At 49.3% G+C, this 12,956-nt stretch carries 8 protein-coding genes; 4 read left to right on the top strand and 4 right to left on the bottom strand.

The window, feature by feature from the left end:
* Positions 1-9: 9 nt before the first annotated feature.
* The 4 genes from BUB18_RS07315 (at position 10) to BUB18_RS07330 (ending at position 5,948) form a co-directional block, all read left to right on the top strand.
* The gene (locus BUB18_RS07315) at positions 10-1,467 is read left to right on the top strand and encodes a RagB/SusD family nutrient uptake outer membrane protein (protein WP_073079430.1); all 1,458 of its coding nucleotides are present in this window, start codon (positions 10-12) and stop codon (positions 1,465-1,467) included.
* Positions 1,468-1,485: 18 nt separating this feature from the next.
* Positions 1,486-3,135 (top strand): arylsulfatase, encoded by a 1,650-nt coding sequence (locus BUB18_RS07320; RefSeq protein WP_073079432.1) that lies wholly within the window; start codon positions 1,486-1,488, stop codon positions 3,133-3,135.
* Positions 3,136-3,139: 4 nt separating this feature from the next.
* Positions 3,140-4,768: an arylsulfatase gene (locus tag BUB18_RS07325; RefSeq protein WP_073079434.1), complete on the top strand. Its 1,629-nt coding sequence runs from the start codon at positions 3,140-3,142 to the stop codon at positions 4,766-4,768.
* Positions 4,769-5,261: 493 nt separating this feature from the next.
* Entirely contained in the window at positions 5,262-5,948 is a 687-nt protein-coding gene (locus BUB18_RS07330; RefSeq protein ID WP_143159858.1) for a hypothetical protein, read from the top strand.
* A gap of 68 nt (positions 5,949-6,016) precedes the next feature.
* Here the strand turns inward: BUB18_RS07330 and BUB18_RS07335 are convergent, their stop codons facing one another.
* The 4 genes from BUB18_RS07335 to BUB18_RS07350 form a co-directional block, all read right to left on the bottom strand.
* Entirely contained in the window at positions 6,017-7,066 is a 1,050-nt protein-coding gene (locus BUB18_RS07335) for a phytase (protein ID WP_073079436.1), read from the bottom strand.
* 25 nt (positions 7,067-7,091) lie between these two features.
* Positions 7,092-8,354: a right-handed parallel beta-helix repeat-containing protein gene (locus BUB18_RS07340; RefSeq protein WP_073079438.1), complete on the bottom strand. Its 1,263-nt coding sequence runs from the start codon at positions 8,352-8,354 to the stop codon at positions 7,092-7,094.
* A gap of 11 nt (positions 8,355-8,365) precedes the next feature.
* Positions 8,366-11,128, bottom strand: a complete 2,763-nt coding sequence (locus tag BUB18_RS07345) for a TonB-dependent receptor (RefSeq protein ID WP_073079440.1) — start codon at positions 11,126-11,128, stop codon at positions 8,366-8,368.
* A gap of 237 nt (positions 11,129-11,365) precedes the next feature.
* Positions 11,366-12,940: a tetratricopeptide repeat protein gene (locus tag BUB18_RS07350; RefSeq protein WP_073079442.1), complete on the bottom strand. Its 1,575-nt coding sequence runs from the start codon at positions 12,938-12,940 to the stop codon at positions 11,366-11,368.
* Positions 12,941-12,956 lie beyond the last annotated feature (16 nt).

A 12,956-nucleotide genomic window follows, 5' to 3' on the forward strand; every position in this document is an offset into this window, starting at 1 on the left:
TTTTACAACATGAAACTTAAACATATTCCCCTGCTGGCTGTAGTGCTTTCCGCCTGCTCCAGCCTGGATGAAAATCCCAAAGCGATTATTTCATCCGACAACTTTTACAAAAACGAGGCACAGGCGGATGCCGCGGTGGTAGCATCTTACAGAAAATTATATGAAACCGGGCAGTCCCTTTACAACAGCCTGTTTCAGATTGGTGTAGAAATGGCCACGGATGATTATGAGGCCGGCCCGCGTGCCCGCAATGCGCATGTACGCGCTATCTCAGGGCTTACCCACGATGCTTCCAACGATCGCATGGAGCAACTCTGGAAACAAAGTTATGATGGTATTAACACCGCCAACCTGGCTATTGACAAGATTACTGCCATAACAAAAGAAAATATTGCGGAAGATGCCAGGGCACGCCTTATCAACGAAGCAAAATTCCTGCGGGCATTACATTACTTTAACCTCGTGCGCTGGTTTGGCGGTGTACCGTTGATTTTACACACCCCGGCGTCCCTTGATCCATCTGCACTATACGTGGCCAAATCGACTGAATCAGCAGTATATGCGCAAATCGTAAAAGACCTGCAGGATGCGGAAAACCTGCCTGCGCCGGCCGCAACAGGTGTGGGCCGCGCAAATAGCGGTGCCGCTAAAAGTCTGCTCGCCAAAGTATACCTCACACAACAAAACTGGCAGCAGGCAGCCGCTAAAAGTAAGGAGGTGATCGACAAAAACTGGTATGCGTTGTTCGACAACTTCGCAGATGTGTTTGCCGTGAATAAGAAAAACGGGAAAGAGCACATCTTCAGTGCACAGTTCCAGGGCAATGCCGGTTACCAGGGAAACAGCCTTGGTAGCAGGTCCGCAGCCAATGAAGTACCCGGCATCAACGGCGACTATGCCGATGCCCTGCACAAACAGGGAGGACTATACGAATCTTTCAGTAATACAGATACGCGTAAGGCGGTTACGTTTATTACGCAGATGACGAGCCCTGTTGATGGAAAGCTGTATACGTTTGATCCACATTTCAACAAGTACTACGATCCGGCTGTAGTAGGCAACCAGGGGCAATCTTCCGTAAACCTGCCGATTATACGGTATGCGGACGTATTGCTGATTTATGCAGAAGCACTCAATGAAATTAATCACGGCCCTAACGCAGAAGCATATACGTACATAGACCAGGTACGTACCCGCGCCGGCATTCCTAAACTCGCGGATGCGGCCCCAGGGTTGGGCGTGGATGCCTTCCGCGATTCCATCTTCCAGGAAAGAAGAAAAGAGTTTGTATATGAACACCAGCGCTGGTTTGACCTGGTACGCCGTGGACCGGATTATTATGTACGTGTGCTGAAGGCCGCCGGTAAAACACTGGCAGCACCGCGGCATGTACATTTCCCTACACCGCAGCGGGAACTGAATCTTAACCCGAACCTGAAACAAGACTCCCTGTGGGTCAACTACTAACCTTGCCAATTACCTGATATGAAAATAAAAATCCTGTCGCTGGCACTACTGGGATTTAGTGCTGTCAGTGTTGCACAAAAACAAACACAACCCAACATCATCCTGATTATGGTGGATGACATGGGCTATTCAGACATTGGCGCCTACGGATCGGAAATCCGTACGCCTAATCTCGATCGCCTTGCTGCGGAAGGCTTGCGGCTGAAAGAGTTTTATAACAACTCTATCTGTGCACCTACCCGCGCCTCCCTGCTCACGGGGCAGAGTAATCACAAAGCAGGCGTAGGTTATTTCAACGTCAACCTCGGGCTGCCGGCTTACCAGGGCTACCTGAACCGGGAATCGCTCACACTTGCGGAAGTACTGAAGCAGGCGGGCTACAGCACGCTGATGTCCGGCAAATGGCATGTGGGAGATGATAGTATTGCATGGCCAAACCAGCGCGGTTTTGATCGCTTCTTCGGCTTTATTGGCGGCGCCAGTAACTATTATGACATCAACGGCTACACGGACAAGGCACCGCCGGTACCATTGGTAGAAAACAACCAGCGTATCAACCTCGCACCGGGCAAATACCTCACCGATGAAATTGCAGGCCACGCCGTACAGTTTCTTGAAGAACAAAGCAAAACCAACAAACCGTTCTTTTTGTATGTGGCCTATAACGCGCCACATTGGCCACTCCAGGCGCAGCCGGAAGACATTGCCCGCTACAAAGGCAGATATAGCATTGGCTGGGATTCCCTGCGCAGCGAGCGCTTCGCCAAACAGCAGCAGCTGGGCCTGATAGCTCCTAACAGTACGTTAGCTCCCGATCCGGAAGTACCGGCATGGGCTAGTCTCACCTGGGATGAGCAACAACTATGGCAAAAGAAAATGGAAGTATATGCTGCCATGATAGACCGGATGGACCAGGGCGTAGGTAAGATCCTCGAAACACTGAAAGCACTGAAGAAAGACGACAACACACTGATCGTATTCATCTCCGACAACGGCGCGCAGGGTGGATTTATTCCTACCGGCCGCAGGCGGCAACGCAGCTCAGGCCCCATAGGCACTGCCGGCTCTTACGACTACCAGGAACAAAGCTGGGCGCATGTTTCCAATACGCCATTCCGTTCGTATAAAGCCAGCGCTTATGAAGGTGGCATCAGTTCCCCGCTCATCGCCTGGTTTCCGAATAAAATCAAAGCAGGCAGCATTGCTACCGGCACTGCTCACCTGATCGACCTGGCACCTACTTTTTATGAGTTCGCAGGCGCACAGTATCCAGCTACCTACCAGCAGGTAAAAACAAATCCGCTGCAAGGGGTAAGCCTGGCGCGACTCTTCCGCGAAGGCCAGGAAATCAGCCGCCCACAGCCGCTATTCTGGGAGCGGGCTGGCAATCGGGCCGTGCGTAAAGGTAAATGGAAAATAGTATCGTCTTATCCATCGAAGGATTGGGAGTTATTCGACATTGCCGCTGACCGTGCAGAAACACGCAACCTTGCAGCTGCACATCCCGAAGTAGTGAAAGAGCTTGCGGCCGATTATGATCAATGGGCTAAGGCCAATGATGTAGTGGACTATGATAAAATAAAACCACAGGGTAACCAGGGCTTTGCAGCACCTACCGGTGCCAACACCGCAGCAGCCCCGCAAAACAATAAAAGACCAAACCGATAACAACATGAAAAAATTAATGATACTGGCCATGGCAGGCATGTTCACCACTCCTGCTTACCTGACCGCCCAACAAAAGAAACCCAACATCATCCTGATTATGGTGGATGATATGGGGTATTCAGACCTCGGCTGCTACGGCTCCGAGATACACACGCCTAACCTGGATCGCCTTGCCAGCGAGGGTTTACGACTAAAGGAATTTTACAACAACTCCATTTGTGCGCCTACCCGTGCCTCGCTGCTGAGCGGGCAGTATCAGCACAAAGCAGGTGTTGGCTACTTTGATGTAAACCTTGGCCTGCCAGCCTACCAGGGATATCTTAACAGGGAATCCCTCACACTGGCGGAAGTGCTGCGCAGCGGCGGTTATAACACCCTGATGTCCGGCAAGTGGCATATCGGAAACGATAGCTTGTCGTGGCCCAACCAGCGCGGCTTCGACCAGTTTTTTGGGGTAATAGGCGGTGGCGCCAATTACTTCAACGCCAACCCTATGCCGCTGTTTGGCCGCCAGTATCCGGTGATCATTGAAGAAAATAATAAGCGCCTGCATCCTGCAGACGATAGCTATTATTTCACGGATGAGATTGCGGGGCACGCCATCAAATATCTGGAACAGCAGCGCAACAGCAGCAAACCATTTTTTCTGTACCTCGCCTTCAACGCGCCGCATTGGCCATTGCAGGCCTTACCGGAGGACATCGCAAAATACAAAGGCAGGTACGACATCGGCTGGGATTCCCTCCGCGAAGAGCGACTTGCCAAACAGCGCCAGCTGGGCATACTGGCGGCAGGGCAAACCGTGGCACCGCGCGATGCAGATGTTCCGGAATGGAATAGTCTCACCTGGGATGAAAAGCAACTCTGGAAAGCAAAAATGGAAGTCTACGCTGCCATGGTGGACCACATGGATAAAAGTGTAGGCCAGGTGCTCGCTAAACTGAAAGAGCTGAAAAAAGATGACAACACACTGATCGTTTTTATTTCTGACAATGGTGCTCCGGCGGAAGACGTAGCACATGGCGGTGCGAAGGCTGCCCGCAACCTGGGGCCGGTGGGCACTTCCGGCTCTTTTGAGTCGCAGGGGAAAAACTGGTCGTATGTATCCAACACACCTTTCCGTGCGTTTAAAAACTTTATGTACGAAGGTGGCATCAGCTCCCCGCTGATTGCATGGTTCCCCGGAAAGATAGCGGCTAACACCATTTCCCAGGGCACCGCTCACCTGATCGACCTGGCGCCTACTTTTTATGACCTGGCTGGTGTTAAATATCCGCAGCAGTATAACGGTGTTACCACCAATCCTTTGCCTGGCAAGAGCCTGACAGGATTGTTTTTTCACAACAGCGTCCTCCATCGGGTGGAGCCAATTTTCTGGGAGCGGGCAGGCAACCGGGCCGTGCGCAAAGGCAAGTGGAAGCTGGTATCTATTTATCCATCGTATCGCTGGGAGTTGTATGACCTGGAAGCTGACCGGGGAGAAACCAATGACGTAGCGGCCAAAAACACACAGGTGGTGAACGAACTATCGGCTGCATATTTTGCCTGGGCTAAGAAAACCGGTGTGGTGAATTATGATGACATCAAAGGATCGAATCCGATTGAGGGTGTGTTGAATAAGAAAGGGCGGTAGACCGACAGGTGGAACGAGGATTTAATGCATGGCGGCGTAGAGACGGCTGGCTAGCCGTCTCCTCGCTTCAATCTACTACATAATCTCGCAAATGATCAATTCACATTATCGAAGACCTAAGCGGAGACTGACTCGAGGAGACGGCTAGCCAGCCGTCTCTACGCTTCAATCTACTACATAATCTCCCAAATGATCAATTCACATTATCGAAGACCTAAGCGGAGACTGACTCGAGGAGACGGCTAGCCAGCCGTCTCTACGCCGCTAATCAATGTAATTGACAGTATGTTAGTATTTCACCAGTAATCAACAATTCAAAGTAATTGACAGCATGCTAGTATTCCACCGATAATCAACAATCTCAGCGTAATTGACTGTATCCTGGTATTCCACCATCAATCAACAATTTTCATGTTTTTCATAAGCACTTGCAGCGTTACGCCGCTGAACAATATTTTTTTATTGATCAGCATTTTTTAGTAACTTATTACTAATGCAAACCCTTGACACATATCGAATACCCTGGTGGAGAAAGACTTTGCTCTTCCTCCGCCGTTTCTTTCAACCAAAATCAATCTACCGCAGCCAGGAAATCAGGTGGTTTTTTACTAAAGATGACCCCGGTATCAACGCCTGGTTTGCGCAGCAGGGGAAACTGCCCTCCGATGCTGTACCGCGTACGGACACCTACTTTTACCTGCCAAACATGGATCATTCCAGCATTAAACTGCGGGAAGGTAATATGGAACTAAAAAGACGCGTGACGCCTGCTGAAATGGTACGCCTCTCCGCTACGGTACAGGGCATCATTGAATCCTGGGAAAAGCTGACCGGTAAAGAAATCCCCAATCGCGTGCTGGACGATGTAAATACCAATAACAACTATCTGCGTGTTCGGGTGCATAAACGGCGTACAGGCGTGAAGGTGACCCGCAACGGAACCGCTGACTTTAACGTATTTGACATCTCCCAAAAATTAGAAAGCGGATGCCAGATAGAATACACAGCCTTAGAAATTCAGGACAAGCAATTCTTCACTTTTGGAATAGAATGGTTTGGGGAAGCAGCACCGCAGGAGTATGCGGAGTATCTGACAGGTGTGGTGGCGGAGTGTAATTTGCCGGCGACAAATTCGTTGTCTTACCCGATGTTTATTAAACAGATTATGATGGATGTCTAAACGTTTCCCAACGCCTTCGGCGTTGGGAAACGTTTAGAGACCAGTGCCTCGGGCACTGGTCTCTAAAGCTATTCATTAATCTGCAAGTCCTTGCCGATATCTTCCCAGCGATAGAAATGAAATGTTTTATCGTCGCTCATCACCACAAATAATCCATGTTTGAAAGTACTATCCAGCGGAGTGCTCACCATATCAGAGCCATCACTATGGCCAGCGGCCACCGTTACTGTTTTCAACCATTCGTTGTTACCGGCCCGATTGAAGATCTGGAATTTGTTGGCACCCTGATCCGATACCAGGAGATAGCCTTTATCAGGAGCGGTTTTATAGATACTAATTCCTTCGTGATCTTCCGTGAAGCCGGTTTTGGCAAATACGGCCAACTCGCTGTCGCCCCTGGCAGGGTCTGCATAATATTTGCGTACACCAAACTGCTCGTCTGAATAGTAGACATAACCCAGTTCATTATCTACCGCAATTGCCTCAATTTCCTTCTTCCCGCTGTATTTCCCGAACTTACGAACCAGCGTGGCTTTTACCTTACCCTGGCCATCATCGGAGAGTTCATACTGCCAGAGGTAGCCACCTGCGGTAGGGCCGTTTTTACGGCCGGCGATGGCATAGTGCTTTCCTTCCGGGGACGTATATACGGCGATGCCCATCAGGTCGCGGTACATTTCGCCGGTTTCACCTTCAAATACCGGCACACCGCCGTTATCAATGGGCTTCATATCCGGCAGGGAAAAGAAACGCAGCTTGCCAGTCATACGCTCGCTCGCTACAGCAAAATCCACCGGTTTGCCATTCAGCATAAGTCCGTAAGCGATGTCCACATTGTTGGGGCGTTTAATATCACGCACTACCAGCTCCGGAATAATTTTTCCTTTCAGGTTAAATACATACAGGGCGCCGTCTTCTGCTTTGTCAGTGCCTATCACCAGGCTTTTGGAAGGATCGGCCTTGTTGATCCAGATAGCAGGATCATCAGAGTCATGCTTTACTGCTTCTGTAACGATTACAGGCTGGATGGCATCAGCTGTATTACGGTTTCCGCTCTTGCAGCCGGCGGCCAGTATCAGCGCCGCTCCGGCAAGAAGGATACTATTTTTATGGTTCATGCTTTTAGCTTAAAACGTGAGTTGCTTATTTAACACCAAATGCCCCGATATTGGCAGATGGCGCCGGTGAACTATACTGGGTACCATTGATAACAATACCGGCCGACCAGTTGCGGCTGAAGGTATTAATACCCGCACCAATCGCAGGAGAACCGGACTGCAGGCGGAAATCCCAGCTAAGGTCAAAGTCGGGACTGCTCATGGTGGTAGACAGCGGATAGTTTACAAATTTAGGATCATTATCACCTGCTTTGGTACCGCGGATTTCATTTTTGCCGCCGATAATATCGTTGCCCGGCTGAAACTGGTTAACGGTCGTTTGATCGTAACCGTAGTACAGGTTGTTACTGATCACGGAGCGACTATCTTCCAGCTTCTTGGTATCGTGTTTAATACCGAAACGCGCATTTGCGAACAGGTTATTATAAATCTCTGCATACACAGATGCTTCCAGCCACACGCTGCCACCTTTGATGGTAGGCCTTCTCCAGCCGGTGGTAACGATGGTATTGTTATAAGCTACAACGTGCGCCTGCGGCGTACGGTCGCCGGAGTTAGAGAGCTTTAAAGCGTTGGTGTTGGTAGAATAAAACAGGTTGTAGGCTACGTCAGCAATACAGCCGGATTTGATGTTAATACCTTCACCGCCGGTTAAACCGGTTGTATAAAATTTGTTGTTGGAGAAGATGATGGAACCACCTTCGATATATGTACAATCTTCCTGGAAGTTACGGAAGATACAGTTGGTAACCACCAGTTTACCTTTGCTGTTGATAAACCACAGGGCGGGTAGGTTTTCGCCGGCCACCGCCTTGTACAGTCCTTCTTTTACCGAAGCGGAAGCCTCGGTAGTGGTAGCGCCGCCATATTCAATAATAGCATTATCCAGCAGCAACTCCTGGCAGGTAGGCGCCGCGAGGATGCCTCCCCATTGCTTACCGAATTTTTTGGCAGCCGTTCTGTAGCCTTCTTCGATGGTGATTTTCACCGGGAACTCCGGTGTACCTACTGCATAGAGATTTCCTTTTACGATGAACTCCGGTTTGGCGAGGGTATCCATGATAACCGTTACGCCTTCTTCAATCGTGAGGGATTTACCTTCCGGAACGGTGATGTCGCCCACTACACGCTTCACACTACCTTTGGTCCAGATGCCGTATACATCACCTTTAATACCCTCGGTATTGCTTTCCGTTCCGGTAGTATCCACATCGATATTTGCTTTCTTACATCCGGTGGCCATCATTACTGCCAGCAACAGGAAACAGATATATTTATTGAAAGTCATAATTATAATGTTTAAAGTTTATAGCGTACACCCAGCAGATAAGTTTGTCCGTAGGTTTCTTTGCGGATGAGTGTTTCCCTGCCGTTGAGCGGCTGGCCCGGCACATCATCATTTTCTTTGTTATAGCCTTTAATAAAAATAGTGGCAGGTGTATTCAGCAGATTGCCGGCTTTGGCATATACGGTGAAATGATGGCGGAAATGTTTTTCGATCGACAAATCCATCTGTATAAATCCTTTCTGCCAGAGGTCATTATCCAGAAACTGTGAAACAGTATTGATACGCGGGCCGGTGTAAGCGCCTGCCAGCTGTGCATCCCAGCCACTGCGTGCATCCTTGAAAAGCAGGGAAAGGTTGGCGATGTGCGCCGACTGACCATACATGGGCCTGGTTTGATCCACCTGAATCGTTTGCAGGTCACCTTTCTCATCCCGGATTCGTTTGCTCTTGTTAGTAGTAATAGCAGAATGGGTATACGTATAGTTGGCTTTTACACCCAGTTTGCTGAAGAAGTGGATATAATCCGCTTCAAAGCCATAGTTACGGGCAGTACCGAAGTTGCCCGGGGTGTAGTAGGAATCCTGCGGACGGGAAGCATCCGGCTGCAGCGTATATTCGATTGGGTTAGTAATAATTTTGTAAAATGCACCTACCAGCAGCTGATCACCTGCCTTGGGAAACAGTTCATAACGCACGTCGAAGTTATCGGCGATGGCGCGTTTCAGGTCCGCGTTACCGCGTTCCATGTAATCTTCCAGTACAATTTTAGCCGGCACAATTTCAAAGAAGCCCGGACGGTTTACGGAACGGAAATAGCTGGCGCGCGCCTGCTGATGGCCCCCCAGGTCGTATTTCAAGTTCAGGCTGGGTAATACATCCGTATATACCTGGTTGTTAACCGGTCTTTTTTCTCCCTGCGGGAAGAACATATGGTAGCCCTGATCGGTGTTTTCGATACGCACACCTCCTGTTACATCCCAACCGTTTACCTTCAGCTTAAACATACCGTAACCGGCAGCGGTTTTCTCTGAAGCGTCGTAGGTCAGCGCGTTTGCTACGGCGCCGCCCGGGTTCTGGATATCCCATTTAATGTCTGTGTATTTGGTAAAGTCCACGCCATACGCTGCGGCGGCTACTGCCGGCAGAAAGGTGTAGTTATTAAAGAAGTTGCTGCGTTGTTTATCGCGGTACAATCCACCGGCGCTGAAATCTACTTTGGAGCTTCCGATTTTGGTGGTATAGGTCAGGTCGAGGTATCCGGCCAGGTCGTTGTCGGTATTCCTTTCCCAGCGGCGGGAAGCCCTGTCTACATTGGTGCGGGTGGATACAAAATTGGATTGTTTACCGTTTACGGTGATGGTAGTATTATCCGGCACATCATTTCTGGCGGTGGATACTACTGCTGACCATCCCAGCTTCAGTTTACCAGGTAGCAGGTCGTGATCTCCGTGCAGGGTACCGTTGTATATCTGCTGATCGATGCGGCGGGTGCGGGTTTCATACTTCAGCTGTGCATTCCCTTTCTCCGGATCATAGCCACCGATACCAAATTCCGTAATGATACCATCGCGGGTTTGGAGGTTGGTGAGCATCATGAAAGCGTTATAGAAAGAGATTTTGTTATGGTCGTTGAACACGTAATCCACCTTACCATGGAAGCCGCTGCGGCGCTGCTGTTCATAATAAGTGCGGTTGTTCATACTGTTGATAGCGGCAAACTGCTGCACGTCATTTACGCTATGGTCGTAGAAGCTGGAAGTAGTGGTGCGGAAGTTATGCTGGTAGCTGGCTGCTACAATAACGCCCAGTTTGTTGTGGAGGAAGCGGTTACCTACACTGAAGCCCACTACGGTGTTAGGGGTAAAGTTGCGGCGTTTGTAATCAAAGGTGCCGCTGTTAAAATCTCCCGGTGTGGCCTGGTAACCCTTACCATTTATTTCATAGGGAGATGTAGTGTTCATCTTATCAGCGGTAAACGCGGTATATCCTTTATCGTGCGTCATCTGGCTGTAACCGCTGGCAATGTTTGCGTTGAGTTGCAGGCCTGGCGTAGCATCCTTCATCACCATATTTACCACTCCGCCAATTGCATCGCTTTCCATGTTTGGTGTCAGGGATTTGTATACTTCCAGTCGCTCCAGGAGGTCCGCCGGGAACAGGTCCAGGGGTACATAGCGATATTTATTATCCGGGCTGGGAATTTTTACGCCGTTAATCAGCGTATAGTTATAACGTTTATCCATACCGCGGAGGATGGCGTATTGTCCTTCTCCGTTGCTGCTACGTTCAATGGATACCCCGGAAACGCGCTGCATCACGTTGGCCACGGTGAGGTCGGGCGATACTTCAATGGCAGCGCCGGAAACGGCGTTCATCACAAACGGTGCTTTCTGTTCAATTTTACGGGCCGTATTTTCGGAGGAGGCTTTGCCGGTGGCGGTAATAATTACTTCCGTTAGTTCTTTGCTGCTTTTTTCGCTGAGGTAAATATCAAAACGGGGATTATCTTCTTTTAAGATATGAATGTCTTTTTTCAGCGAACTGTAGGTAAGGTGTGATACTACGAGGGTATAATCACCTGCGGGTTCCTCCTTAAAGGCATAGGCGCCATCTAAACCTGTAACGGCTACCTGTTTGGTGGGTTGCAATAAAACGGTTACTCCCGGCAGTGACTCGCCGGATTTTTTGTCGTACACATGCCCTTTGATTCCTCCTGCGATTGCATGTGCCATGCCGAGAAAAACGAAGAGAAAGATTTGTAGCAATGATTTCATTGGTAGTTGTTTTTGCAGGTTTCGGTGGTTTTTCCGAACCCGGTGCAAATGTGGGGAGGCACCTCAAAAATGGCAAGAAACAGGCGTAAGCAAATCGTTAGCAGCGTTAACAACGGCGTAAACAAAGCGTTAACCGTGTATACATTAACGTTATAACTATTTAATTTTCAGCACATTAACCGTTACACAATTCACCATTACCATTACGTTAAGCCAATATTAAGCGAATGTTAACACCTACATTTGCTGTGCGAAAGTGTTTAAGGAGTCTCCTTCCGGCAGGTTTAATTTTTTACGTACGCGGTACCTGGCCACCCGTAAACTGTCCTGCGAAATACCCAAAATGGTAGCCATATCTTTTGAATTGATATTCATTTTATGGAGGGCCACCAGTTTAATATCGTTGGGTGTGAGGTCAGCATGTAAGGCATTGAGCTTATCAAAAAATGCCTGGTGCACCTGTCCGAAGATGCTGTTAAACTCTTCCCACTGTTTATCGTGGTGTTGATGCTGTTCTATTTTGAGCAGCAGCTGTTGAAGTTGTTTTTTATTATCGCGCTTATCTTCCTTTACAATGCCGGTGATACTGTCCTTTAGCTCGTCCATAAACTGTGTGCGTTGGATGAGTTGCAGCGTGTGGTTAGCGAGCTTTTTACTGTTGAGTTCCAGCTGGTCTTTTTGGGCGAGATGTAGTTGTTCATTCTTCTCCGAGATCGCCTTTTGTTCGGAAATCCGGAGTTTTTGGCGGGAAATCACTAATAATCCCACTACCCCCAGCAGCAGTACTACAGCGCCAAGGGCGCTGTATATGATTACATTCATGCGGTGACTCCCTTCCAGGCGGAGTATCTCATCGTTCTTTTTATTTACATCGTACATGATGCGGAGGAAGTTCATCTGGCGGTTGTTCTGATCGGAGTATATATTAAGGAGCGACTTTCGGCTCTGTTCCATAAACAGGTAGGCGCTGTCGTTTTGGTGCAGCAGGTGATAAGTTTGGGCAATGTCTTTACAGGCGGCGGCTATCTGGTAGTTGTTATTGGTAGCATGTGCCAGGTCCAGTGCCTGCAGGGAGTAGCTCATCCCCTGGCGGAACCGGTTGGTTTTGCGGTACACATCGCCGATATTATTCACTACCTCTATACTGCCGGTTTTATCGTTATTGGCTTCGTATATGGCGAGAGCTTTCTGAAACAGCACCAGGGCGGAGTCGTAATCTTCCTGATCCTCGCAGATGCTGCCAAGGTTTTCGTAGATACCGGCGATCCCGTAATTATCTTGGATGCTTTCATAGGCTTTGAGTGCCAGTTGCTGGTAGGCATAGGCGCTATCGTGCTGCTGATTTTTCTCAAAGAGATGGCCAATGTAGCCGTAGGTAGCTGCTACGCCGGCGGTATCGGCAGCTTGCTGATAAAGCGCCAGTGCGCGGCCGTGCAACTGTTTGGCAGCGGCCTTATTGGTATTGTGAAAATACAGCAACCCCATTTCATTGAGGTTGGCGGCATGCAGGCGGCGATTGCCGGATGCGGCCAGCAGGGTTTCGGCCTGCTGATAGTATTCCAGTGCTTTGGAATAGTAGCCCTGATCCATACAAAGCTTGCCCATCTGCTGGAGGCAAACGGCTGAGGTAAGATGGTCCTTCTTATTCACTGCGGCATCCTGAAGATTACGCAGCAGCTGAAAGGCAGAATCGGGATATTGCCTGCCCAGCGCTATGGCGGCGGTAATAGCAGGTTCCTGAATGGATTGGGCGTTAGCAACAACATTGATGGAAAGAAAAAAGATCGTTATAAGCTGACAAAACCGGTACATGCAACACTGAAATATG

It is taken from the genome of Chitinophaga jiangningensis (genome assembly GCF_900142605.1).
In the GTDB taxonomy this organism is placed as follows: Bacteria; Bacteroidota; Bacteroidia; order Chitinophagales; family Chitinophagaceae; genus Chitinophaga; species Chitinophaga jiangningensis.